The 24,544-nt window shown below is 61.6% G+C and carries 29 protein-coding genes; 2 read left to right on the forward strand and 27 right to left on the reverse strand.

The genetic code is table 11. The features are described from left to right. The 18 genes from F7R19_RS16470 to F7R19_RS16555 all read right to left on the reverse strand — a co-directional run bounded on the left by F7R19_RS16470 (position 1) and on the right by F7R19_RS16555 (position 12,587). Positions 1–465 carry a crossover junction endodeoxyribonuclease RuvC gene (locus F7R19_RS16470; RefSeq protein WP_020200559.1) on the reverse strand — a complete coding sequence of 155 codons (465 nt, stop codon included), beginning with the start codon at positions 463–465 and terminating at the stop codon, positions 1–3. 126 nt (positions 466–591) lie between these two features. Further along, positions 592–2,883, reverse strand: coding sequence for a phage/plasmid primase, P4 family (locus F7R19_RS16475; protein WP_150981272.1), 2,292 nt, complete (start codon positions 2,881–2,883; stop codon positions 592–594). Then, positions 2,876–3,103: a helix-turn-helix domain-containing protein gene (locus F7R19_RS16480; protein ID WP_020200561.1), complete on the reverse strand. Its 228-nt coding sequence runs from the start codon at positions 3,101–3,103 to the stop codon at positions 2,876–2,878. Before F7R19_RS16480 ends, F7R19_RS16475 begins: the two co-directional genes overlap by 8 nt. Continuing rightward, entirely contained in the window at positions 3,100–3,837 is a 738-nt protein-coding gene (locus tag F7R19_RS16485) for a hypothetical protein (RefSeq protein WP_150981273.1), read from the reverse strand. Before F7R19_RS16485 ends, F7R19_RS16480 begins: the two co-directional genes overlap by 4 nt. Further along, the gene (locus F7R19_RS16490; protein ID WP_150981274.1) at positions 3,834–4,322 is read right to left on the reverse strand and encodes a DUF6511 domain-containing protein; all 489 of its coding nucleotides are present in this window, start codon (positions 4,320–4,322) and stop codon (positions 3,834–3,836) included. The genes F7R19_RS16485 and F7R19_RS16490 overlap by 4 nt, the downstream gene beginning before the upstream one ends. Positions 4,323–4,331: 9 nt before the next feature. Next, complete coding sequence (locus F7R19_RS16495; RefSeq protein ID WP_150981275.1) at positions 4,332–4,961, reverse strand: hypothetical protein; 630 nt, start codon at positions 4,959–4,961, stop codon at positions 4,332–4,334. 5 nt (positions 4,962–4,966) lie between these two features. Continuing rightward, entirely contained in the window at positions 4,967–5,827 is an 861-nt protein-coding gene (locus tag F7R19_RS16500) for an ATP-binding protein (protein WP_211922743.1), read from the reverse strand. Beyond that, entirely contained in the window at positions 5,827–6,585 is a 759-nt protein-coding gene (locus tag F7R19_RS16505; protein WP_029043087.1) for a BRO-N domain-containing protein, read from the reverse strand. The genes F7R19_RS16500 and F7R19_RS16505 overlap by 1 nt, the downstream gene beginning before the upstream one ends. Positions 6,586–6,587: 2 nt before the next feature. After that, positions 6,588–6,869, reverse strand: a complete 282-nt coding sequence (locus F7R19_RS16510; RefSeq protein WP_024958073.1) for a hypothetical protein — start codon at positions 6,867–6,869, stop codon at positions 6,588–6,590. Between the two features lie 5 nt (positions 6,870–6,874). After that, entirely contained in the window at positions 6,875–7,351 is a 477-nt protein-coding gene (locus F7R19_RS16515; RefSeq protein ID WP_020200568.1) for a hypothetical protein, read from the reverse strand. Positions 7,352–7,362: 11 nt separating this feature from the next. After that, on the reverse strand, positions 7,363–7,626 hold the full coding sequence (locus tag F7R19_RS16520; protein WP_020200569.1) for a helix-turn-helix transcriptional regulator: 264 nt from the start codon (positions 7,624–7,626) through the stop codon (positions 7,363–7,365). Between the two features lie 174 nt (positions 7,627–7,800). Next, positions 7,801–8,265 (reverse strand): hypothetical protein, encoded by a 465-nt coding sequence (locus F7R19_RS16525; protein ID WP_150981277.1) that lies wholly within the window; start codon positions 8,263–8,265, stop codon positions 7,801–7,803. Beyond that, positions 8,262–9,674 carry a recombinase family protein gene (locus tag F7R19_RS16530; protein ID WP_150981278.1) on the reverse strand — a complete coding sequence of 471 codons (1,413 nt, stop codon included), beginning with the start codon at positions 9,672–9,674 and terminating at the stop codon, positions 8,262–8,264. Before F7R19_RS16530 ends, F7R19_RS16525 begins: the two co-directional genes overlap by 4 nt. Next, positions 9,671–10,144 (reverse strand): DUF2924 domain-containing protein, encoded by a 474-nt coding sequence (locus tag F7R19_RS16535; RefSeq protein WP_055451266.1) that lies wholly within the window; start codon positions 10,142–10,144, stop codon positions 9,671–9,673. Before F7R19_RS16535 ends, F7R19_RS16530 begins: the two co-directional genes overlap by 4 nt. Continuing rightward, positions 10,141–10,356: a hypothetical protein gene (locus tag F7R19_RS16540; RefSeq protein WP_150981279.1), complete on the reverse strand. Its 216-nt coding sequence runs from the start codon at positions 10,354–10,356 to the stop codon at positions 10,141–10,143. The genes F7R19_RS16535 and F7R19_RS16540 overlap by 4 nt, the downstream gene beginning before the upstream one ends. 89 nt (positions 10,357–10,445) lie before the next feature. Continuing rightward, a complete protein-coding gene (locus tag F7R19_RS16545; RefSeq protein ID WP_150981280.1) occupies positions 10,446–11,306 on the reverse strand; it encodes an OST-HTH/LOTUS domain-containing protein in 861 nt (286 codons plus the stop codon). 8 nt (positions 11,307–11,314) lie between these two features. Beyond that, the gene (locus F7R19_RS16550; RefSeq protein ID WP_223505882.1) at positions 11,315–12,244 is read right to left on the reverse strand and encodes an ImmA/IrrE family metallo-endopeptidase; all 930 of its coding nucleotides are present in this window, start codon (positions 12,242–12,244) and stop codon (positions 11,315–11,317) included. 13 nt (positions 12,245–12,257) lie between these two features. After that, a complete protein-coding gene (locus F7R19_RS16555) occupies positions 12,258–12,587 on the reverse strand; it encodes a helix-turn-helix domain-containing protein (RefSeq protein ID WP_062794267.1) in 330 nt (109 codons plus the stop codon). Positions 12,588–12,831: 244 nt separating this feature from the next. On the opposite strand from F7R19_RS16555, the gene F7R19_RS16560 reads away from it, so the two are divergent. Beyond that, on the forward strand, positions 12,832–14,067 hold the full coding sequence (locus F7R19_RS16560) for a hypothetical protein (protein ID WP_150981281.1): 1,236 nt from the start codon (positions 12,832–12,834) through the stop codon (positions 14,065–14,067). A 3-nt stretch (positions 14,068–14,070) separates the two neighbouring features. Then, positions 14,071–15,021 (forward strand): hypothetical protein, encoded by a 951-nt coding sequence (locus F7R19_RS16565; RefSeq protein ID WP_150981282.1) that lies wholly within the window; start codon positions 14,071–14,073, stop codon positions 15,019–15,021. Positions 15,022–15,375: 354 nt separating this feature from the next. Here F7R19_RS16565 and F7R19_RS16570 read toward each other — a convergent pair whose 3' ends face one another. The 9 genes from F7R19_RS16570 to F7R19_RS16610 form a co-directional block, all read right to left on the reverse strand. Further along, entirely contained in the window at positions 15,376–16,326 is a 951-nt protein-coding gene (locus F7R19_RS16570) for an NAD-dependent epimerase/dehydratase family protein (RefSeq protein WP_150981283.1), read from the reverse strand. Next, positions 16,323–17,570 carry a glycosyltransferase family 4 protein gene (locus F7R19_RS16575; RefSeq protein ID WP_150981284.1) on the reverse strand — a complete coding sequence of 416 codons (1,248 nt, stop codon included), beginning with the start codon at positions 17,568–17,570 and terminating at the stop codon, positions 16,323–16,325. The genes F7R19_RS16570 and F7R19_RS16575 overlap by 4 nt, the downstream gene beginning before the upstream one ends. Beyond that, positions 17,570–18,568 (reverse strand): glycosyltransferase family 2 protein, encoded by a 999-nt coding sequence (locus tag F7R19_RS16580; RefSeq protein WP_150981285.1) that lies wholly within the window; start codon positions 18,566–18,568, stop codon positions 17,570–17,572. The genes F7R19_RS16575 and F7R19_RS16580 overlap by 1 nt, the downstream gene beginning before the upstream one ends. An 11-nt stretch (positions 18,569–18,579) precedes the next feature. Beyond that, on the reverse strand, positions 18,580–20,133 hold the full coding sequence (locus tag F7R19_RS16585) for a glycosyltransferase family 2 protein (protein ID WP_150981286.1): 1,554 nt from the start codon (positions 20,131–20,133) through the stop codon (positions 18,580–18,582). Positions 20,134–20,563: 430 nt separating this feature from the next. After that, complete coding sequence (locus F7R19_RS16590; RefSeq protein WP_150981287.1) at positions 20,564–20,992, reverse strand: holin family protein; 429 nt, start codon at positions 20,990–20,992, stop codon at positions 20,564–20,566. Continuing rightward, a complete protein-coding gene (locus tag F7R19_RS16595; RefSeq protein WP_150981288.1) occupies positions 20,989–21,279 on the reverse strand; it encodes a DUF6127 family protein in 291 nt (96 codons plus the stop codon). Before F7R19_RS16595 ends, F7R19_RS16590 begins: the two co-directional genes overlap by 4 nt. 11 nt (positions 21,280–21,290) lie before the next feature. Continuing rightward, positions 21,291–23,588: a phage tail protein gene (locus F7R19_RS16600; RefSeq protein ID WP_211922744.1), complete on the reverse strand. Its 2,298-nt coding sequence runs from the start codon at positions 23,586–23,588 to the stop codon at positions 21,291–21,293. Further along, positions 23,585–24,001 carry an NlpC/P60 family protein gene (locus F7R19_RS16605; RefSeq protein ID WP_150981289.1) on the reverse strand — a complete coding sequence of 139 codons (417 nt, stop codon included), beginning with the start codon at positions 23,999–24,001 and terminating at the stop codon, positions 23,585–23,587. The genes F7R19_RS16600 and F7R19_RS16605 overlap by 4 nt, the downstream gene beginning before the upstream one ends. After that, on the reverse strand, positions 23,998–24,540 hold the full coding sequence (locus F7R19_RS16610) for a DUF1833 family protein (protein ID WP_150981290.1): 543 nt from the start codon (positions 24,538–24,540) through the stop codon (positions 23,998–24,000). Before F7R19_RS16610 ends, F7R19_RS16605 begins: the two co-directional genes overlap by 4 nt. Between the last annotated feature and the right edge of the window lie 4 nt (positions 24,541–24,544).

Raw genomic sequence — 24,544 nt, forward strand, 5'->3', positions numbered from 1 at the left:
TCACACCTCCTGCGTCTCGACAGCCCAGTGCAGCAAGGCCAGTGCGTCGGCTTCGTTGTCGTCGACTGGGGTGTGACCACGCAGGCGGACGGACGCGATCATGTCGTCCTTGCCCGCATTGCCCTTGCCGGTCGCGTGCTTCTTGATCGTGCCGACTGGAACACCCTGGTAAGGGATGTTGTGATGCTCACACCACGCGGTCAGGTGTCCCATGAAGCCACCGTAGGCGTGCGCCGCATCAACGCCAGCGTGCCGTCGAACCTCCTCGAAGAACACCGCGTTGATGTGGTTGCTGGCCGAGAGCAATTCGTTGAGCCAGCGCTTGAAACGGAGGAAACGCATGCCGCCTCCTTCAAATCGCTGCGGCTTGAAGTGCTCCGTGCCGCTGGTGATAGTGCCGTCCAGGTGCTGCAAAGCCCACCCGGTGTGTGTGCCCAGATCAAGGGCCAAGATTGTCGTGTTCATCGTCGTACTCCAGTTCGGGGGGCGAGTGACGGATGCGACGGGTTCTTTGGAAAACAGCCTTTACGTGCGCGCACGCGTAGCGCGTCAATCAGGAAACCCGTCAAATCCGTCACTCGCCCGGATTGCTCAGTCATCTCGATAGGGGTAGCCATGGCTGTACGGCTTGGGCCTGAGGGCTATGCCCGTGATCCCACGTGCGCCCCCGGTCAGCCGACACTTCTCGAACTTGCGGGCGGCCATCAGTTCGGAAAAGCGCTTGACCGAGCCCACGTACTCACCCGCGCGCTCAGCCCATTCACGCCAGTCGGCGAACAATTCGGAAACGCCTTCGCGGTGGGTCTTGGCCAGTAAGCAACGCTCTTCGATCCACTGCCCGAGCGCGTCCTCAGCCTCGAAATACTCCTCGGTCGCCGACACCACACTGGCGGGTGGCTTCAGTCCTTGGCGTTGCCAAAAGCTGCAGCCCTCGACTGCCCACGCCAGAATGCCGTCCCGCTCCTTGAGCAGTTTTTCGGTCAGCCTGCCGTCACGTCGTTCGGGCGGGATCGTCACCGTGAACGGGATCAGGTGCAGTCGCCGCTTCATCGCCTCATCCACGTTGCGGATCGATGGCTTGTGGTTGCCTGCGATAACCAACTTGAACTGCGGCACGTACTCGAAGAAGTCCTGGCGCATGAAACGCGCAGACACCTTGTCGCCACCGGTGATGGCCTTGACCTTGGATTCGTTCCAGCGCCGACCCTGTTCGGTTTCGATGGAGGACACAAAGCGGGCACCGCGCAGGCCCGCCAAATCGGTCGGATGCCGGTCGGTGCGCGCCTCCATGAAGGTGTCCATCGGCGCGTTGGCCGCGTAGTCGCCCAAGATGGTGGTCAGGACGTTGACGAACACCGACTTGCCGTTCGCGCCGGTCCCGTACAGGAAGAACAGCGCGTGCTCGCTGGTCACGCCCGTCAGGCAGTAGCCAACCATCAGTTGCAGGTAGGCAATCAGTTCAGCGTCACCGCCTGTGACGTCGGCCAGGAATGTGCGCCACGTCGGACTGTCGCCCTGCGGTGTGGCCGTGGTCACCTTGGTCATCCGATCATCGCGCCGGTGCGGTCGCATGCGGCCCGTGCGCAGATCAACCACACCGCCTGGTGTGTTGAGCGCCCAGACGTCGGCATCCCACTCCTCGGCGGTAGACGCGTGCTTGGGATCGGAGCGTGCGATTTTCTCGACGGACGAAATCGTGGCGGAGCTGGCCAGCTTGCCTTTGAGCCGAGGGCTGTCCGCCTTGAGTGACGCCATCCGGCAGATACCGCGTGCCAGATGAGACACGTAGAGCACCTGATCCGGATTCCAGCGCACGCCGGTCCAGACCAGCCATTTGCCCCAAAGCGCGCAGTAGCGCCAGTCCTCGCCATAGCGGCGTGTGAAGGCCGAGGACAAGCCGTCCTCCGTAGCCCAGTCGACACCAGTCAGCAGATCCGGTGGTGGCGTCTCCTCGACCGAGCGCATCACCGGCATCCGCTCGCCGACGGCGAGGAAGCCTCCCACATCGAAGCCGTCTGGAATGGCGTCAGCCGCATCCCAGCCCTCCGGCTTGTCATCGGGAGGCACTAGGATGGCGACCGTGGTCGCACCCGCGTTAAGGATTGCTTGCGATGCACGGTCAGCGTAATCCCAGCCTGGCGCGTCCCGGTCAGGCCAGATCAGCACGGATTTGCCCGCCAGCGGCGACCAGTCGGTCTTATCGACGGGAGCGTTTGCGCCATGCATGGCCGTGGTTGCCACCACGCCGATGGCGATCAGGGCCTGCGCACACTTCTCGCCCTCGACCAGCACAACGTGACCAGCGGCAGCCAGCCCCGGCTGGTTGTACAGCGGGCGCGGATCGGGCGGAGTCATCTTGCGCCGCTTGGCATCCCACGGCCGGAACTCCTTCTTGCGCCCGGGTGGGTCGTATCGGTACACGACCGCAATCAGTTTGCCGGTGGTATCGAAGTAGTCCCACTTGGCCGTGGCCGGGCCGAGATCATCAACCGGAGCTTCCTTCTTGGCGCGGCGTACCGGCACTGATCGCGAACGACCGAGCAGATCAGCAGCCTCGTCGAGCACCCGGGGAAAGTCGGTGTGGACGTTGGCCCCGAGGTAGGCGGCGATCAAAGCAAAGATGTCACCGCCATCGCCCGTGGCACGATCCGTCCAGAGACCAGCCTTGTCGCCTTCGAGTACCACCTCGAGGCTGTCGCCCGGGCTGCCTAGGATGTCCCCGATCAGAAACTTGCCACGACGCTTCTTTCCTGCCGGAAACATCGTGGTCAGGACTGATTCCATGCGTGCGATCAGTTCAGTGCGAATCTCGTCCCGCTCGCTGTCATTGACGTTGCGCCGGCCCGTTTCTCCCGGTGGTGATGTGTCATTGAAATCAAGCATCGGCACCACCCTCGTGTGACGTCTGCTGCGCAGCGATCCAGGCTTCCAGCTCGTTGGGTTTGAAGCGAACCAGTTTGCCGACACGGTAATGCGGAATGCGACGCTCCTTTCGCTCCTTGGCTTGAGAGAGCCAATACGACGGCAGATTGAACATCAGTGCAGCCTGGCGCACGTCGATCAGCTGCTCGCCCAGTACGTGATTCAAATTCGAGGTATTCATGCTTGTGTCCTCCAGCAGCGGTCTTGCCACGCGCACATCCGGCATTCAAAGTGGGTCGAGTCATGGAAGACGCGCGGCAGGAGCTCTCCCGCCTCGGTCGCCGTGATGACCTTGACCGCCCGATCCGACATGCGTTGGGCCAGTGCTGCGTCAAAGGGCACGAGCTCGGTGTAGATCTCCATCGTGTCGGCGTTGAGTGCCGTGAAGATCGCCGGGTGCTCGTGCAGTTCGAGATAGGCTTGGTAGATCGCCACTTGCGCGGCGTAGACGGGCTTGGAGAGAGTCAGGCCCTTCTTGTCCAGATCGCTCCAGGACTTGTTGCCGAGACACTTACATTCCCAGAGCGCGGGATAGGCGAAGCCCTCGGGGCCGCCGACGATGACGCCGTCGATGTGGCCCTGCAGGCGGCCATCGGCCACCGAGAAACCGAACTGCTCGCCGTCGGCCTTGCGGGTGCGCAGGTCAAAGCCCGCGCCCCGGAGCCACGCGACCATGCAGTCCTCCATGACGTGACCGCGTTCGAAGATCCGCAGCATTCGGCCCGGGGTGTCACGCCCGTGGTCGATGGGTGCCTTGGCGTACTCGAACTGCAGCGCTCGCTCGCAGGCCACGCCGAGACGTGAGGCCCCGAGGTACTGGCGCTCGGACTGGCGGGCGCGAGCCTGTTGCAGGCCCGTGTCCACCAGGGTGGTGACCTGACCCGAGATGCTCGATGAGGAGTTGAAGTCGATCATGGCTTCTTCCCCTTCGGCTCTTCCCAGGGCAGGTCGTCCTCCAGATCCGCGAACGGGTTGGCCAGAGGGTCGGGCGCAGGCGTCATGCCGCGTACCGGTGGGTACCTGCTCGCCTCGTGGTGCGCGACCATTGCCTCGGTGTAGCAAGTGACGATGGCGTCGATCACTTGCAGCGCCTCGGCTTCGGAGTAGTCGCCCAGCGGCTTGGTGAAGCCAATCTCGCCCGCAGCCTCGCCGAAGGCCTTGAGGCACTTCTTCATCGCGGCTAGTTCGACATCAGATGGATCGATCATGGCGACCTCCGTACTGTCGACGCGACCTTCCTTGACCCGCAGCCAGTTGCCGTACAGCGTATGAAACGCGTTTTGGCAGCGTTGTGAGCAGAACACCCAGTCGATGGGATAGCGCCGGGGATGGCCGACACCGTGACGGTTGTCGGTGTGGCCGAATCCCCGGGCCTGTCGTTTGCAGACCCAGCATTTCATCGGCCTCCCTCACTGTGCCCACGACGGCTTGCCGGTCACCGGTGCGCGTTGTGGAGCCGGTGCCTGATATGCAGGCGCAGCCGCCTGCGCCGGAGCGCCGGAATGTCCACTGCCCGGAGCCTTGGGCGGCACGCCCATCAGTTTTGCGTAGTCGGGGTGATCAGGCTCGACCGCGATCTTGACCACGTTCCGGTCTTGGCCCTTGCCATCCTTCTCAATGTCCACGCGCGCCAGAAACTCCAGGCCATCCAGTTCATGAAAACCCTGGATGCGGCGCGCGGCGGCGGCCTGCGGGCTGTTGTCCTGGGGATGAACGTTGCGGGCGCTGTTGAGCGCGGCGCGGATAAAACTGCGCCCCATCTGACCCCAGGTCGGCCCCTTCTTGGAGTGCAGGCCGATGTTGCTCCACATCTTGCGCTTGGCATGGTCGCCCGCCGTGACGACAAACTCGGCGGCGAGGTAGACAGAGCCGGTTTCGAAGGACTCGGTGGCGTAGCCGCCGCCCCAGCTTTGTTCCGGATCGTCATAACCACCGGGCTTGATGGTCATGCGCACTGGCACGACAGCCCCCTTGGGGATCAGGTCAAAGCCCGACTGTTGAGGATCGGCATCTTGGAAGTCAAAATAGTTGGAAGACATGGCGATTACTCCTTAGATTCGGTGGTGTTTGCTGTAGTGGGGGTGCCGGTGCTGCCGGGCATGGGCAATGGCGACTGGCCTGCGCACTTGGCGATCAGTGCACTGAGATGCGGCGGCTCCAGCAGGTCGAGGCGACCGCTGCGGTCTTTGGCCGGGAAACCGTAGGGATTGACGGTGTGCGTGACGAAGGCGCGGTATGTACTGCCGTCCTCGGCCTTGATCTCGGCCAGCGTCACGACCTCGTCGACGATGCCGGGCAGCTCCAGGCTGGTTTTGCTGCCTTCGATCTGCGGCACGAACACCTTGCGGTTGTAGTCATCGAGACGTTCGTCGAGGATGGCGACGAACACCACGTTCTTGCCGCGTGCGTGCTGCAGATGAGTCAGTGCGCCGATCATTTCCTGGCCAAGCAGGCCATAGGCGGCGCGCAGATCGGGTTTGCCGCTACGGTCGCTGGTGGCACCGGGTTGCGTCTTGCACCATGCGAAGCACTGCCTGGACAGTTGCGTGATCGAGTCGAGAAAGAAGGTCTGGTAGCGGTCGAGCTGCGTCGGGCTGCCAAATTTCTCGATGACGTGGTCGTAATGCGCCTGCGAGAACGCGCTCTCCGGCGGCAGTGACTTGTCCGGGCCCGCGAGGAACACGAAAAAGTCGCGGCTTTCCGGCCACGAGGCCGGGCGGATGGTGTCGCCTGGCCAGTCGGCCACGGCGAGATCGCCCGCCTCGATATCGAGGAACAAGGTGGTGGCAGGGTCGAGGTCTTTGAGCCGGGTGGTCTTGCCGATGCCGGATTTGCCCAGCATCAGCAACTTCACACCCTTGCGCTCGGCCAAGCGCTGCTGCGCGGAAATGATCGGGAGAGACATCACGCCACCTCCTTCAGTTGTTCCGCGACCGCCGGATTCCAGAGGATCTGGTAGCCGCTGTGGCCGTTGCGCGAGTACGGCATGGCTTCGGCCCATGCTTCACCGGCCTCGGTCAGTTCCCACTCGTCCCGGTCGTTGCGGAACTGAAGGCCGCCGGATGCCAGCAACTGGTTCGTGGCCTTGGCTGAGCGACTCAGTAATTTGCCGAGCTGTGTGGCGTTGAGCGAGCAGATCGGCTCGTTGGCGGCAGGCAAAGCGCGTCGTAGCACTTCCGTGGTCAGGCCGGTGTTTTCCTGAATGCAGGTCAACGTGGCAGCCATTGCAATGCCGGTCTTGACGCCCGGTACCTTGGCGACCGCTTCGCCGATCAGCAGGATGGCGGTGACGCGATCTTGGGTCGGCGCGGGCAAGGCAGCCATCGTGGTGGCGGCGGAGTACGCGCCTGTCTTGCGGATTGCAGGCAGCACTTCACCGGTGATCCAGCGCTTGAAGCGCTTGGCGGCATCCTTGGTGCTACCGAGGATCAGGGCGTAAAGCCCCGACTCGTTGACGTGGTTTTGGCGTTGACGGCCACCCGCCGTAAGGGTCTCCAATTTCTGGAGATCCTCGGCATCGACGTGGGACTTGATCGCCTGAGACGGATTGCCCATCTCCAGGGCGTCGCAGACATCGGTGGCGTTGAACCACGGCAGCCCGAGTTCATCGACCTGGACGCGCACGGCGTGCGCTTCGAACTGGAAGGGAATGATTGCGCTCATGATCAGCCCTCCCACGACACGTCGGCGATACGGTCGACTCCACGCGCGGCACGTTTGCGCACCTCGGTGTGGAGTTCTTCCAGCGCGGTGCGGCGGCGACCGAGCGCCAGCGATTCCGCGTTGGCTGTCTGGATGGCAAAAGCCAGCTCGTCCACAGTGGCGACATCGAGCGGGACAACGACGTACTGACCGTCCGCGCGGCGATACCGGATTTCGTCAGGGAGGTGTTCGCCGTAGATGGACGGCAGCTGTTGACGCAGCGAGGCGATGAGATTGGTGCTCATGGTCATTACTCCGAATCGATAGAAAGGGTGAAAGACGGCTTGCCGGAATCCACAGTGCGAGCGGCGGCGAACTGCTGTTGCAAAGCAGGCGGCCAGTTCGTGAAGCGGGATTCGGAGACGGACAACTTGATGTCGAGGTAACCCTCGACCTTCTCGCCTGAGGCGACGATGCGTTCAGCGATCTCAGCCAGTTGCTTCTGATCCCAGCTGACCTTCTTGGGTAGCTCGAACTTCAGGTGCAGCGGGCCATCGCTGATGTGTGCGGTGCCGAAGTCACGGCCGGACTCGCGCAGCGCGGTGCGTGCCTGCTCGCCGTAGCACTGATCCAGTGCCGCATCGAACTTGGTGCGCGCCTTCTTCAGCCAGTCGATGGCTGCATCGAGGTTCTTGTCGATCTCGTGTTTCTGCGCGGGCGGCAATGCGGCCAGTTGGCTGACCGACATCTCGGCGATGTCGGCAGGGAAGATGGTGATGTCATTCATCGCATCTCTCCTCAAACGGCCGCGCGTTCGGATGTCGAGTCGTGCAGCGCTTCGCGCTCAAACTCGAGGATCGCGTCGACCGGGTAGCCGACACGCTTGGACAGCTTCAGGTAGCGTGGACCGCGACCCTCACTGCGCCAGCGTTGCAAAGTCTTGGGGCTAACGCCCCAGCGTTGCGCGAGCTCGTTTTCGTTGAGCACGCGGCGATCACCGGGTGACATGGTGTTGATCGCCTGCTGTGGCGACCGGGGGATACCGCTGGTTGGTGTCTGCATGGAATGCTCCTGTGACGTTGTTGAGTAACAGGTGTCATTCCAAACTTCGGGTGGCGAACCTTTAAGGGACGCAATGGCGAACCACGACGGAACTCCAGGTTCGCCAATGACCCAGTGCAGAAAAGCAAACGGCGAGCACATGGCTCGCCGTCATCGGATGTGTCTGGAAGCAGATCAGGCGTCGGAGAAACCGAGCAATCGACGCTGCGCAGCCCAATCGCGCGGCAGTTGCTCTTGGCGGCCACGCAATGTGTGCAGATTCAGGTGGCGTGGCTGACGTCCTTCGAATATCGCCTCCACGATATCGGGGGCCAACATGGTCATACGCAAGACCTCGGCAGCCCAGCCCGGTTCCACTTTGAAGGCGTGCGCCAAGTCCGTTGTCGTGGAGTAGGTGCCATCGTCGATCAAGCGCTTCCAGTAGAAGGCCTTGCCCAGCGTTTTGATCATCGGCACATCGAAGCCGCCGATTCGGTCCGCGATCTCGGGGGCTGGCGGTATCAGCAGCTTCCGGTTCTGGCGGCGCTTGATCGTCAGGGGCACCAAGGTGACCCGCTGCCCCTCGCTGACATAACTGCGCGCCTCGGCTCCAATCTCGATGCGGACGGCGCGCTGGCGCTGGTGGGTCGTGGTTTTCATGCCAAAGCCTCCTCGACACGCTCTTGGGACTCTTCGATCAAGGGATGCGTGCTGATGTCCGCACCGAATCCGATCCAACCGTCCTCCCGCCAAACGATATCCAGGCCGTGCCCGTGTAGTTGCACGCGTTCGATCAACAGCCGTGTGATCCGTTGCTGCTCGGCGGGGAACAGTTGCGACCACACGTCACCGATGCGCTGCATGGCGACCACCACCTGTGCCTCGTCCAGCGTCGACCCCGCCGGATGCTGCTGGCAGGATCTCCACACTGCGATCAGCATTTGCGGCGATGAGAGCGCAGCATGGATTTGCGCCAACACGGCATCTTCGATCTCGGCGGCTGGCAGGTGGCCCACGTCCGGCGTATGCGGAGCCAGGCTGGCACCTGCGTTGCGCCGCTTGTGCAGGTAAGGCACGTAGTAGCGGTACTGCCGACCATTTTTCTTCTTGACGAAGGAGTGCAACATGCGTTGGCCATCCGGAGCGAACAGAAGTCCCGCCAGCAGTGCCGGATGCTTGGCTCGGTGTTCGCGCGGTGCCTGCTTTCGCCTCTCAATGAAGGCGTGTGCCGCGTCCCACAATTCTTGAGAAATGATGGGGTCGTGCTGGCCCGAGTACCACGTCTCGTGATTGCAGATTTCACCGAGGTAAATGCGGTTACGCAGCAAGGTAAAGAGGTACTGCTGATCGATGCTGCGCCCCAATCGCTCCCGGCCGGACTGGGTGACCCATGCCTTGGTGGTATGCCCTTCGATATCCAGTTCGCGGACGAGTCGCGCAGCCGAGCCATGCTCGGCGTAGCGGCGGAAGATGTCACGTACCAGCGCAGCTTCAAGGTCGTTGATAACGAGCTTGCGTTCGACCACGTCGTATCCGAGGGGCGGGACTCCGCCCATCCACATGCCTTTGGCCTTGCTGGCGGCGATCTTGTCGCGGATGCGTTCGCCGGTGACTTCGCGTTCGAACTGCGCGAATGACAAAAGGATGTTGAGCGTCAATCGCCCCATCGATGTGGTGGTGTTGAACTGCTGCGTGACCGCGACAAAGGAGACGCCGTTGCGGTCGAAAACCTCGACCAGCTTTGCGAAGTCCGGCAGGCTGCGCGTGAGGCGGTCGATTTTGTAGACGACCACGGTATCGATCTTCCCCGCCTCGATGTCGATCATCAGGCGGCGCAACCCGGGCCGTTCCATGTTGCCGCCCGAGTAGCCGCCGTCGTCGTATCCGTCGTCGACGGCTATCCAGCCTTCATGCCGTTGGCTTGCAATAAAGGCCAAGCCTGCATCACGCTGTGCCTCGAGGCTGTTGTATTCCTGATCGAGGCCTTCGTCAGAGGACTTGCGGGTGTAGACGGCGCAGCGCTTCTTTGGCGTGACTGCGGGAATCTGGTTTCGACGCGCTAAGCTCATGCTGCCCCCTTCTTCGAAGCTGGTGCCTTCAAACCAAAGAACACCGGGCCTGACCAATGGCTGCCTGTGATGCGTTTGGCCACAGCGGACAAGCTCTTGAAGCGTTGCCCCTGGTACTCGAAGTCATTCGATCCGCGCACCAGCACACGATGTTCAATGTCGTCGTAGATGCGTGTCAGGACGGTACCGGGCAGTAGGCGTTGGCTATCGCCGCGCAGTTGCTTGGGCAAGATGCCGGTTTCGCCAACCTCCTCGAGCTTCTTGCGCAGTGACGGTTTCAAACCACCAAACGCACGCTCTTGCATCCGGTAGGCCAGGCGACTTTCCAGCCAGACCCGATGGTGGTGATTCGGCCGTTCATCGAAATGGTCGTCCCAGAGAGCCCAAAGATCATCCATCGAAAGATGGGGAATAGCCGCGACGCGGGCGGCGACTGAGGCGGGCGTTGGTGAGGTTGCGTGTGCTGTCATGGGCGAACTCCGTTGTTGTGATCGGGGTTCGCATTCACGCGCTGTTGGCCGGGGAAGCCAAGGCAAACTTGCTCGCTGTTTTGGGGGATGTCGCGCGATTGGCGGACACGAAGGCGCAGCAGCGCGGCAGCCAAGAGATCAGCGATTTCTTGATGCCCGTGCCGTGGCCGTTCAGGTGATTTGCAAATGGAGATAGGTTCGATTTCTGTCATGGCAAGCGTTCCGATGGAAAACGCTGCTCATGCTAGAAACCAAGGGCACTTCGCGTAACGTGATTTAGCGGGAGTGCGCGGGTCTTGCACTATGTCTTTTTGGGCCGGTACCAAGCCGCTCGCTGGCCATTCACTTCGCGATACCGAAGCTCGAAAAGGCGGGATTCGTGCACGACCTGCCGCCAACTGCTGCACCCATACTTGGCGGGCAGTTGATCGGGGTGCCTTTCTGCAATCCATCGTCCAGCAGTAGTGACCGGCGTCCACTCGTCGACAGCCAACTGATCTGCTGCCTCATGCAATGCGCGAACAATTCCGGCTGCGGGCCAATCCACCGAGCCATCCGGCGCTATGCCGTTGATCACCAGATCGCGGAAGGCATCGGACTGGGCAAACTCCGCCGCCAGACGACGGGCCTGATCCATGTGCTCCGCCCAGCCTCGCAGTTGCTCAAAGTGTTGATCGACGCGACTGTAGGCCGCCACCAAGGACTCTTGCGCACCACGGCATCCGTCCAGACTCCAAAGGTCGTGCTGGTCGATAAAGTGGTGCACCAGGTTGTTCCGCAACAGAACCAGTTCCTTCAGATCGTTTTGCGTCGTATCGAAATCCGCAGCAGACATCCGCAAGCTCATCTTCATCTTGAACGAGATGATGTTGTCGGGCGCATCTGGTTCGGCGACCTCGTCTTGGTCGCCGCTGGTGACATACGTTCCGAGCAGCGTGCCAACCAACGTACCCAGAGTCTTGTTTGCGGCATCCGCAATGCGCTCCGCCTGGTTTGATTCGAGGGGTGATCCTGACGCGGAGATTTCGTGGTGGGCCACGATGGCCTTCATCAGTTGCTCGTACTGCTGCAGACGCAAGAGACAACGACCCAGCATTCGCTGCACCTCGCGTTGCAAGGTCTGCAGTTCTTCATCTATGGGTTGGATCGGCAAGCCTGTCATCGAGGGACTCACCGTACTGGCAATTGCCCGTTCGAGACGAACTGATCGAAGCTGTCAAAGCTCTCGCCGTCTTGCCAAGACCGATCCCATGACCGTGGTTCAGCACTTTCCAGTAGCAGAAGGGTCAGGACGCGATCTCCTGTGGTGTAGCTGTGCTTGAACTCGCGCAACTTCATGTGTGGTGCCTCCTCCGGGCACCAGATCGCGGCAGACATCTCCGTGCCATCCCACTCCTGCTCAACGGTGGAATCAGCAGCCAGGGTGCCGGGTAATGGTTCCTGCGGATCGTCAGTGCGCCGAATGCGGGCGCGCGTCTTGACCGCGCTGCTGCTGCGCCATTCGTACTTCACGAAACCGTTGTCCCAATAGACAAGGATTGCTCGCTGCGTGGTGAATTTGATGAACCGAATACACAGCGCCTCGAACGACACCTGGAACCGTTTGGCAAGGGCGCTCAGGACATGCAAGTCGATGCGCTGGTTTGAGATCCACTCGCGCAGCAAGTCGCCAGGCATCAGCAGGTTGCTGGCAAAGTCGTCCGCCTCACGTTCGATGACACGGATAGTGTCCGCGCCGGAGTACACGCTTTCCTTGTCGCAGTTGAAACTTTGCCGCTGATCACGGTGAAGGATGAAGTGGCCCAGTTCGTGAGCGATGGTGAAACGCTGGCGCTCGGGGTTTGCCTTGCCGTTATAGAAGATGCCCCACTCTGCGGTGTCCTGTGGGTTGCGCACCAGCATGCCTTCGCAGCTATTGATGTCCAGCACCATCGGGGCCTTGATCTCCCGCACCCCTTTGCCGTAAGGCGTCTCTGGAAGCATTTTCCGGACGACTTCCAGATCCACGGCATCTGGCATGCCGTCGGCGTGCCAGGCCCGCAACCATCTCAAGACGGTGCTGGCCGCGATGGAACCGGTGAGGGGCTGGGATACGCTCAATTGTCAGACCGCCTTAGCTCTTGTCAGGGAACATGATTTTGAGGGCCTGACGGTAGCGATCCTTCTCCTCGTCCGTCATTCCAGCGTACTCGCGGAAGAAAGCCACATCTTCTGGACTGGCTTGGGGAACCTGATCGACGGGCTCCCCCATCACATCCTCCATCGTCACGCCCAGCACCTTGGCTATCGCCTGAATTCGCTCGGCAGAAGGGCGCTGGCCGTCCTTCATCTCCAGTTCCCATATGTACGCCTTGGTACAGCCGACCGCGTCGGCGACCTGTTGCAAGGTCAATTTCTTCGCCTCGCGTAAGCGTCGCAGGCGTGCTCCGAACGCTGAAGCCATAGCGATGCTCCTGTAGGGGAAAACAGTCAGTTAACAAAAACAAGACCGCCAGTATAGCCGCGAGATACAAACGAGGTCTAGATGTGCCGATTTGATTGACAAGCGGAAATCTGAGGTTCAGAATCGCGCTTGTATCTCGCTACTTTACTTGTGCGAGGTGCGTGTTCAGTAATCCAGTCGCTGGCCAGTGCAGTCCGTACATCGGTCGCAGACCTTCGACGCCGATCCAGAAAGGACGATCAAGATGAAGAAGACCTTTGTCGACGTGATGCTCGAGCTGCCGGTGGATGCCACGTTGCGCGACTTCCTGACCACCCACAGCCTGCCGGTGCCCCATGGCTTTGCCTGGGATGACACACCTGAGACCAGCCAGTTTCTGGTCGAAGCGGTTAAGGTCTGGCCCGACATTGCTGCCCGCGACCGGATGACAGCCAACCTCATGGCCAGCGTTCAGTTGGGCGATGCGGCAGGCAAGCAGGCGATGTTTGAGGCGGCCGTGGCCGATGGTGCTGCGCTGGCGGGCTTGGCGCTGTGTGCAAGTGACGTCCACCGTTCCTTCTGGCTCTACGTCCACCACCCGGCGCTGTTCGAGCGCGCCTGTGACTTCAGCTTTTGGGAACAGCATGGGCAGCAGACGCAGCAATACGACCTTGGCTTGAAACGCCAACCGAACGGGTCGGATGCCAATCTGACAGCGTTGCGTCATGCCATCTCGGCTTTCTACAAGCGCGAACTGCAATGCGGAGACGGCAGCGTGGCGCACTTGGTCGAGCGCAGTCCGGGGGTGTTCCTGTTGTCGGTCCATGTCAAGGACATGGCGATGCTGCGCCTGGAGTTTGAGGGAGCGACCCTGAAGCGCCGGGTCGGCAACCCCAACATTCACATGGTGCTGGAGTACGCCAAGTCCACCGGTGTCGTGCGCACGCTGGTGCGCGGCGGGGCAAAGTATCAGCAAATGCTGGTCGAGGCCTTCGCGGAGCATGTGCTGGGCGTGAAAGCAAGCGCTCACAAGATCAAGTCGCCGACTCTGGATCTGTCGATGCTGCGCACCGGGTTCGATGTGCCGGAGGTCTTTGAGGACGGTTTTTCGATGGTGCAGCTCAAGGCACTCACCCTGCTCAGCCCCGACACGGCGCTGAAGATCGAATGCACGGCGATGCAGTCCAGCCAGCAACGCTCGGTGCACGATTTGCTGAAGGAGAAACTCCCAGGCCCGCTGGAGGGTCAGTGGGCGGTGACAGCGGCACAGGTCAATCTCTATTACCCGCCCGAGCCGGGCAGGACTCGCCCCAAGGTGGTCACCATCGAAGTGACCAGCAAAGGGCGGCTGAACCTGCACAAGTTCGACGCCAAGATGCAGGCGCAACTGGAGGGTTACCTTGTCGCGGTGGGCATCTTGCAGAAGGGCCAGACCCTCAGTGCCCAGGAATTGCCGCCAGAGACCGACGCAGTCAGTTCATCATCGGCCTACGAGGACTGATCAATGGCGACGCACGATGCCTGGGCCTTGGTTTGCCGTCTGTTCGCGGGTGGCACGCCGGTACTGCGTGCCACGCTGTCGCCACGCGAGGTATCTGCTTTGTCTGTGCTCGGCAAAACGGTCAGGCCAGCAGTGCTGGATCAGTCTTTTGTGCTCTGCCCCCACTGCCAGCAGCATCGGGCGCAGGTCTGGAGTGACGGCCGGGGCGGTCGGATCTGCCGTTGCCCGGAGTGTGGCCAGGTGCCGGTCGAGGCAATCGATGGTGCGGCATTGGCCCTGGATGAAGACTGGCTGCGGCAGAAAATGCGCCTCGCGCTCGACATCGAGAGTCGCGACGACGTAGATGATTTGGGCGACGGTGCTTGGCGGCTCGGTAACGCCCGCCGATCTCCGGTCGTGCTGGCCCGAGATCTGACGAGAGTGCTGCATGAGCCGACCTTGCTGGATCGTGTCCGAGTTGCGGGTAGCAACATCCGAGTCATCACTCCCAGGCCGCGCACGACTCGTGGATCGCCATTCGGCTCAGGAGTGGAATGGCTGGCGCTGGAAGAACGATTCACGTTCTATGGCGGCGGGATCTCGTTCATCCCTTCGGCACCGTCTGCAGCGCCAGCAGTGGCCGATCCGGCCGCACCTGTGAACGGGCCATTCTCAGCGGACTTCAGGTGGGCGACGCTGCCGGACGTGCAGGCCACGCCGATCCGGTTCACCGATGGTCAGGCTAAGGTCTTCGAGTCGCTGTGGTCGTTCAAGGGAGTCGAGGTGGACGGAGAAAGGATCATGCAGCGCGCTGGCCAGAAGAGCGACAAGCCGATTGACCTGTTCAAGATCAAGTCGAAGGACAAGGGCAAGCCGGAGCACGAGGCTCGACTGGCGGCCTACGGAGCACTCGTCGTCACGCAGCAACGCGCAGGCTTGTATTCCATGCCTTGCGCGGCGGCAGTGTTGGCGTGACGGACTGCTGCTCCAAGCAAGCCCGACAACGAATGGCAATGGCACGCGCACAAATCATGGTCGCAAAAGGCCATGTGCGTGTGCCACGGCGAAGAAGTTAGCGCCGATTTCGAGAGAAGAGAGGGCGGAACGGAGCGCAACTGGGGATGTTCCTGCCAGACCACAGGACCCCGGTCGCACACGCAGAATGTGCGGGAACCCCGCGTGGCATGCGGGAAGCACAAATGAAAACGCCCAACCGAGAACAGTTGGGCGCTGAATTTTGGTGGTGGAGTATAGCGCTCTGTCGAACTTTCCTCAATAACGCCTGTGGGTTGCTGCGGATGCCCGCGGAGTCACGCGGTTTCACCATCTTTACGTCATCTCTATTGATTTCATCCATGAAATAGTAGAGCCTAGCCCTTCTTCGAAGACGGTGCGTGGCCGCCAGTTCAAGTCTTTAGCGGCGAGCGTGGTGTCGAGAATGCTCACTGGCACGTCAACTGGGCGACCAGGGCGGCGATCCACTGGTATCTCCACTGCAAGCAGTTTACTAATCGAAGCGACGATGTCGTTGAGACTGCGCCCTTCTCCACTGCCAATGTTGAAGATGCGGCCAGACCCGTCATGGGTTGCAGCCAACATCAGCGCTTCGACCACATCGTCAATGTAGACGTAGTCGCGGGTGACGCTACCGTCGCCCCATACTTCGATGGGCTTACCGGCGAGCGCACGGCGGACGAATGCGGCGATAACGCCCTGATTCTTCAATGCCGTCTGGTAGGGGCCGAAGGGGTTTGCGACCCGCAGCACGCGATATTCCAGCCCGTAAAGGTGCTCGTAAAGCCCGAGGTACTTCTCGATTGCCAGCTTGCTGATGCCATAGCCGGTGATCGGGTTGGTGGGCGCCGTCTCTGGCGTTGGCACCTGGTCAGGGATACCGTAGATAGTGCCTCCGGAGGACACGAACACTACCCGTCGCACACCGGTCTCGCGGCAAGCGTCGAGCAGGTGCAGGGTGCTGGCGACGTTAGCTTTGAGGTCGGCGACCTTGTCGACGTTGGCACTAGCCGGCGTGGTGGCGTTCACCAGATGGAAGACCACATCGCAGCCGGCGACAGCCGCCGGCAGGCAGGTGGAATCGGCGAAGTCGCCCGGCATCCAGTCACAGCCGCGCATTGCCTCAGGGAACGATTGGCGGCGGCCAAAGGCGCGCAGGGAGTCGACCCGTCCTACCAAGGCACGGCACAGGTTGGTACCGATAAAACCGCCTGCGCCGAGCACTGCGCAGCGCAGGCGCGACAGATTGACGGTGACGTTGGTCATATCACGTCCTCTTGCGAGTCCAGGCGGCTCAGGATGTCGCCCACTTTACGGGCCTCAGTTCGCCAGTCGGTAGTAGCGGCGGTGGCGAAGCCACCTCGGCGCAGACGGGAAGCCTCCTCCGGGTTTTCCAGTACGGTGCAGACAGCGTCGGCTAGCGCCTCAACAGTGGGGGCAGCGAGACGGGCGTTATTGTCGTTCAGCAGCCATTCAGTACAGGGGGCCCTGTTGCTCACCACCGGCGTACCGCAGGCCATCAGCTCCAGCGGCAGCAGCGACAGGTTGGTGAACGACAGTACCAGCGCCAAGTCGCACTGGCTGTACAGGTCGGGCAATTCGTCTAGGCTAAGGGTGCCGGCATTCTGGTGCGCAAACGGAATGTGGTAGCTGGAAATATCCCAGCCGGCAAAGACGACCTTCACACCCGGCAGGCGGCGTGCCACTTCATCCAGCACCAGCATCCCCATTTCGAACGCACGGCGCTGGGTCGGCGGCCGGGCATAGAAGAAGATGTGTCGGGTTTGCGGTTCCTTGCGCGCGCGCGGGGCATACAAGTTGCGGTCGAAGGAAAAGCCAAAAGCCTCGGAGCGCATGCCATATTCGGCCGCCAGCTTTTCCTTCAGCCATGTGCCAGCTGTGATGCCGAAGAAGCCGAAGCGGTAGGTTTCCTCTGCCCACGCATATTCGGCGCCGGCAGCGTAGAAGTACGGCTCGAAATCTTGAACGAAATAGCAACGGTGAACCGTTGACTGGAAGGCGCGAACGTAATACGCGGTCGTCCAGCTGGTGGCGATGGTGATGTGGGCTGGTGGCGCCGAGTCGATACCGAGGTAGACCTCGCCCCTGAGGGGAAAGAACCAGTCATTGATCTGCTTGCGCGCCTGCTTAGTTGAGAGCGGCTGCGGCTCACCCACCACCACGATGCGGCAGTCGAAGCCATCCTTCTCCAGGAACTGGACAAAACGGAAAATATTGAGATGACCGCCCGAGCCATAACCAAATGGCGGAACCACCCAATTAATGGTGTTGCGCGGCGCGCTGCCAGGCGTAATGGGCGAGCCGACCGGATGATTGTGGACGAAGCCGTAGTGCTCGATGACGCGTGCTTTCGCCAGCAGTCCACCGCCGTTGCCGCGCAGCTTCTGCAGGGTCAGCGCCACAAGAGCACCGACGCCATTTTTGCGACCGTAGTGCAGCGCGGTGCGGGAGCGGCGTAGCAGCGTGTGAAGCTTGGAGTTGGATGTCATTATTTTTCAGCCTTCCCGCCAGCAGCGCCCAGCCCCAGCATCAGTCGTTTGTCGCGCGATAAGCGTTGGCGCAGTCTTCCCGGCAAACGGTCGCCGCGGGCTCCAAGGTAGTGGCCGGCCAAGCGCATGAAATTGTCAAACGGGGCCATCAGTACTGCCTTGGTCTGTGTCCCCAGCAGTCGGCTGCGACGGGCATAAGCCAGGTCGCGACGGGTCAGCGCGGCCCAGGAGGATACCAAGGCCCACGGGCTTGGGCACAGCACATAGCCGAACAAGCGGCGGAAGGCATAGGCCTCGTCGAAGCTGCGCTGCAGCCGCTCGAACAGCTCGTAGTTATGGCTATGTACCACCACGGCATCGCGGGCATAGGCTTTCTTGTAGCCAGCCTCGATGATCTTCTGCGCCCAGATCTGGTCTTCGGCGAAGTCGACGTCGGGGTAAGGCAGCTTTTCCCACACACTGCGGCGGATCACTGCATTATTGTCGGAGAAAAAATGCAGCACCTGGCGGTAGCCCTGGTCCCGGGTGTAGCGCTCGGGGTCGTCCATCTGTACCACTTGCCATGCGTCGAAGCCGGCAAAATGCAGCTCCAGTTCATGGGTGGTAAATGGATTGGCATCGGGATAGGCGATGTGCCGACCAAACACGCCCGCAATTGCGGGATCGGGCTCGATCGCCGCCACCATCGCCGCCAGCCAGTGTTCGTTCAATGGCAGCGCGTCCTGCGTGATCAGCGCGACAAATTCGCTGCGAGCCATGCTGACGCCGAGGTTGCGTGTTCGCCCGTGGCCGAATTCATTTGACGGGATGGTATGCAGGCGCACTTCCGGATAGCGCCGGCAGATGTCGATCGTGTTATCGCTGGAGCCAGAGTCAATGACCAGCACCTCGAAAGGCCATGGCGTATGCTGGGCGACCACGTGCTCCAGCACCTTTGCGAAGATCGCTCCGCCATTCTTAGTCGGAATCAGCACGGTAACTTTGGGGACAGTATCCACGTTGCCTTGCCTTATTTGGATACCGTCAGATTACGGATGCGTCGCGCGAACTTCCATGCTACCAGGCCCAAACCGCGTACTGCACCGAACACACGCGGGAAACGCGCCATACGCACAACAATACTGCGCACTGCTCGAACCGAACGCCGATTCAGTTGTGCCGTCAGCACGGAATGTTCCGCACAAATGCGGACGATTTCCGAACCCATCACCTGCGCTTCTGCACGAAGTCGGTCAACCTCTGCATCCTTTGCCCTTCCAGCTTCGAGCGTATGTCTCATCACTGCCTGCAGACGAAAATTCTCGTAACGCGGAAGCCCACCCATATTACGAGCTAAGCGACGCATGGCCGGCCAGACCTTGTAAGTGCGCAACATCGATTGCTTGCGTACGCGGTACAGACAGTCAACCTGGGGAATGATGCCGATGCGGTACCCCGAAGAGACCAGCTTGAGGAACAGCGCCCAATCTTCCCACATCGATTTCTCGCTTTCATCCCACCCCCCAAGTTCGCGAACTACACCGGTGCGGTAACCCGAGTTGGCGTGGCCGAGGTTGTTGTCGAGCTGGGAAGCGATCACGCCATCGCCCAGCGGTCGATAGACATAGCCACCGAATACCTGTTTATTGAAATCGGCCTCCTCATCAAACGCTTTTAGGTAAGGGACCGCTGCGGCACAGCGCGGCTCTGCATCCAGACGGCGAACGATATTCCGGACGAAGTCGTTCAGCGGAATATCGTCCGAGTCAACATTGATCACGTACTCAGTGTTCGCTGCATTGAGGCCGGTATTGCGCGCACCAGCCAAGCCCTTGTTCTCGGAATGGCTGATGACGCGGTACGGCAGGCGCAGTTCGCGCTGCAGCAGCTCTTCGAGCTGGGGCGCGTAGCCCCGCTGCGAAGCATCGTCGATAAAGATCACTTCGACTGGCGGCATGCTCTGGTTGTTCAGGCCAAACACCAGATCGCTGATGAGGTGCAGGTCAGTGTTGAACACCGGAACGATGACAGTAGCCTTGCCGACCGGCGGGTGGGGCTGCATCTCAGATCTGGTTTCGCCAAATACACGGACTGCTTCATTGACGGCCATTTGCGTAGCCATCATGCTGTCCAGGAAGTTCACGCGCAAGCGGTGCCGTTCTTCAACGGACAGCTTGGCCAGGGCTCGCATGCTGGCCAGTAGCGAGGTTTCGTTCGGGTCTGCGAGCAGGACACGGTCGAACGGTGCGGCGAACAGCTCGCCCACACCGCCGGCGCGCAACATCAGTGGCAACACGCCGGCGAAAGTGACGTCAAGCAGCGCGTATGGATGGTTGTCCCCAAGATAAGGCATCACGCAGAAGCTTTTGTTTGCATAGCTGCGTAGCTTGTCCATAGCTGCGCTGCGGTTCAGCGAAGTGAATTCTTCCACTTCGAACTGGGAGCGTAGCAGGTTCAGTCGCGCCAGGTCATCCTGGGTCTCGGCGACCTGCAGGCCGATGAAGACGATGCGTTTGATCCCCAGCTTCAGCAACTGCCCTTCATCTGCAGCGAGTGCAGCTAGGAACAGCGAATATCCTTTCATGGTGGAACACCGGCGGAATCAGCGGCACCCAAGCCTCGCATGAGGCGCAGTGCTAGGCGTTCGCCGGCAGGGCTCTAGTTCGATACAACGCCAATGCCTATCTGATTGAGTTGATTCATCAACCCGCCTCCACCTGTGAAAACCCCAGCTCGCAACGCCCAGACATCCATCTGAGGCGCCCGACTTCGGGGGGGGGGGGGGGGTACATCGCAGCCTCCCTACAAGACCGCAAACACCCTGCCATTGCTTCGAAATTATTATGACAAGTATAACCTCCCCATTGCTTATCGACAATGTTTACTGGTAGGCGCTAGCTGGTTCGCACAAACGACAAAAGACCCCGCCTTCACCAGCCGCCCAGTATGGGAAGCCAATGAAGACGGGGTCTATGGTTTACTGTTGTTGCGTTTGCTGCAGCCGCTGGCGTAGCCTACCTGGACACACCGCGCCATTTGTCGAAACTGCGCGCGCCGGTGTAGCCAAGGTAGCCGGCACCGAAGAGCCACCACAAGCTCTCGGGCACCGCGTTGAGCAGCTTGGAGAGGTTTTCGGCGGCCTGAAACACCTCGGCGGGCCACCAGATGCCGATGATGCTGCCGATCACCGACAACAGGATCACGCCGTAGATCACGTAAAGGAAGGTCGGGCGTGCCCGACTGGTCCACGGATCGGCCGAGTTGGCTTCGGCCAGGATGGCCGAGAGGCTGACCTGCATTTCCTGCAGGGCTTGTTGCCCCTCGGCCTGGAACAAGGCAAGCTTGGCTTGCTCGCGCTGCGCCGGGTCGGGAATCAGGCGGTCGATCAATTTGGAACCGGCTTCGAATAGGCCGGGGGCCAGGGTGGTGAAGATCGGGCTCACTGGGGGCCTCCGAACAGTTTGATTTTGACGATGGTGCCGGCCAGCAGCGCCAGCACCAGACCGGTTACCAGCATCTTGACGAGCGTGAGACCGGCGGTTTTCTTGGCCTCGTTGAAGGCGTCGAGCAGGCTGCGCAGCTCGCGGATGTCGCGCGCGGCATCCGGCCCATCGAGCCCCACGTCGTACAAGGCGTGGCGCGCCCCACGCTCGGCAGCGCGTTCCAGCAAGCTTTCGAATTCATCATGGGGCATGACCACCATGCCATCCATCAGGTGGGGTTCGTTCATGGGTTTTCCTCTCAGATCTGGTCGGCGGTATGGACTGCCGGGTGCTCGGCCACGCACGTGATTTCGACCTGCTCGCCACGCGGACGCACGGCGATCACCCGGGCCAGCAGACTCCATTGCTCGGCAATGCCAAAGGCGAAATGGGTGCGCTCGGCCGACAGGCCGGTCTCGATCGGGATGTCGGGCGGCTCGGCGAAGATCACCTGCTGCGCATCGCTGCCCGGTGTCACGGTATGCGGGCCACTGACCCCGCCATCGCGACGGCGCAGGGCCATGACGTACGGTGTGTGCGGTATGTGCGGCTGGCCATCCGTGAACTGGACGGGCTCGGACAGCGTGGCGGTGTGGGTGTCGGCATCCCAGGCAACGATTTCGCCGCCCGTGCCCCAACTGGGCATGTCATGGGCAATGGCGATCAAATCACCGTAGGTGGGGATCAGCCCTTCGAGTTCGGTGCGCAAGGTGACGATGCGACGGCGATACCGGTTGGCCGCCGCCAGATACAGCCCCTCGCGCATGGCGTGGGCTTCGGTGGTGCAACCAAAGAGCCGCAGCTTGGCCGGATTGGCGCTGCTGGAGCCCGGCAGGCTCACCGTCACTTCATCGGGCTTCCAGGTGCGACTGCTGAAGAACTCCACCGTCACCGCGTCCGCCGTCTCTTCGCCCGGCATCACATACTGGATCTTGAGGCTGTTCTTGACGATGTTGCGCGGACTGAAGAGCGCCACGGGCAAGAGCCGGGCTTCGTCCCGTGCCAGACGCATGATGCCGCCTTGCAGAAAGGGCACTGCCCGACCACACCGGGCGACCCGTGTCAGGGCCTCCCAGACCGTGACCTGCTGATCGAACACGCCATCGAACTGGTCACCCCGATCGGCCCAAACTTGATCGAGTTGTGCCAAGGCAGCCAGATCGATCCGGGCATCCGGCAGTTTGGCGCCGTAGCTCGCGCGCAGGATGTCGGCAAAGGCCCAGGCGATCGAGCGGGTGGGTAAAAGAGCAGACCAGCCAGAGTCCACCGACCAGACCGGCAGCTTGCGCGTGACGATGCAGTTGATGAGCCGACTGGAGCGCTGCGACAGGTTGTCGGTGGCGCGCATGCGGATGGCGAGCAATGTCACGTTGTCAGAGAAAGTGACGCCGCCGGCCAGATAGCCCCGGGCCTCACCCCAGCGCACTTCGTGCCCGGCGCGGGAGTTGCCGTCTTTCCCATCGAGCCGCGTGGCCCGCACCTCGTATCGCCCCGCAGCGACGGGATAAAGGTACGTACGCCGCTGTGGCGTGGTGGTGGCAGCGGTCAGGCTCTCACTGCCCAGCGTGAACCAGTCGTTCAGCGGCTCGCCCTCGGCATCGATAGCCCTTGCTTCCACTTTCCAGCTCGCACTGCGGCTGTCCAGACCACCGGCGTCGTTGGCGAAGTACAGTCCGCGCGGCAACAGGATGTCAATGCCGATGTGCGTGACTTCGCTGTCGGCTGGGTTGATCGCAAAGCCCCCGGTCCAGATGCCAGCCACCAGTTCCTGCCCGGCGACCTCGGGCGCGGTCACCACATCCGGGTTGAAGAGCGTGACCGCGCTGCCCGGCGGGACGATCTGGTAAATGACCTCCTCGAACGAGGCAATAGGTGTGTCCTCGATGCGGATCTGCTCGATGTCGTACTCACCCAAGCCGATACAGTGCAACTGGTGCAAGTACTGCTCGTTACTCTGGTATTCGCCATACGGCGTGGCAGCCAAATCCGGATAGACCAAATGTCGTCCATAGATCACCGGAATCGGTTGGGCCAGTCGCGCATAGTTGCCCTGACCTTGGAGGCTGTAGGTGGGCGATGGTTGCGCCAGACTCCCGCCCGCCCCGGCAAACGACGGCATGTTGGGCGTGGGCAGCGGCACCAAGGCACTGACCAGTGCAGAGCCCGCCGTCATGATGATGGCCGACCCGACCGCTGTGGCCAGGTTGCCGCTAAAGCCCAAGCTCGCCCCCAAGGGGCCGCCATAGACGGTCGCGACCACCATCACCGCGATCATCAGAACCGTGCGCAGCGGGTTCTTGCCACCGCCACCACCTCCCCCGCCCTGCGGCAGGGTGATGAAGAGCACCACGCCATCGATGGGTGTGACCGCCCAATCGGCACGCAGGACGGGGGTGCCATTCTTGATGCAGACAGTGGGTTGGTCGAATTCGGCAATACCCTGGTTGCCCAGCCACTGACGGATGGTCTGGCTCGGGTGGGCCACCATCACTTCGCGCTGGCTGGGCTGGAAGGGGTTGTGCAGCAGGACGACGGCACTTTGCTCGGCGTGAATCACGTGCTCTCCACAAATCGGTAATAGCCCTCGACCCGCCAGCCGTGCAGCAGGAGTTCGGGGGGCTTCTGGAACACGACACCGGCGTCCTTGACCGCGTGAAGCACGCCACCGCCGTCGACCGCCAGCCACACACCCACATGCACCGGGTGGCGGGACTGGCGCAGCAGCACAGCATCGCCTTCGGCGGGTTGCGCCACAGCCACCCAGCGCTGTCGCTCGGGATGGTCGCGGAAGGTGGTCATCACGGTGCGCAGGTCGTTGGCGTCCACCGGGATTTCGGACAGGTCTCGGCCAAAGTGCTCGCGCTGGATGGCGAGGAACAGGCCCCAGCAATCGAACGCGTTCGGGCCACGTGCACCGGCGTGCCAGGGCCGACCGATGAGATCGGCCGCCCAATGGGGTGTCGGGCTCATCGGGTCAAGCCCGGGAAGGTCTTGGCGGTGTAGCTGATACCCGGAAATGCCTTGTTGCCCACATCCAGCATGCGCGCACGGCCTGTCACCCGAAAGATGTCAGCTTCGACTTCTGTGAGCACGAGGTGGATGGGTGGGTCCATCTGCGGGCCTTCCAGGTCGGTCGAGAGGTAAGGCCGGTAAGTCACCTCGATCACCGACTGCGATTCGGCGGCCGCATCCAGGTGGCGCACGATTTCGCGCGAGACGTTGTCGAGCGTCACGGTGATTTCCGGCACCGGTAGGGTGTCCACTGGCGGCAGATCCAGCTCAAACCCCATGGCCACGAACTGGACATGCTCTCCAGCTTGCAGCGGCGCTTGCAATTCCAGCCGGGCCCACAGATCACTGGTGTCGCGCACCACGCGAATGGCGACTGGCTGACCCGCCTCATCGACGAAGGCGGGATGGCGCAACTCCAGTGTGTGAAGGATGATCTGTTCAGAAGGGGCGCTGGCGTAGGCCTCCTTGATAGCCTCAGACAAAGCGGTATTCGGCATGGCA

This window comes from Cupriavidus pauculus (assembly GCF_008801835.1).
Classification (GTDB): domain Bacteria; phylum Pseudomonadota; class Gammaproteobacteria; order Burkholderiales; family Burkholderiaceae; genus Cupriavidus; species Cupriavidus pauculus.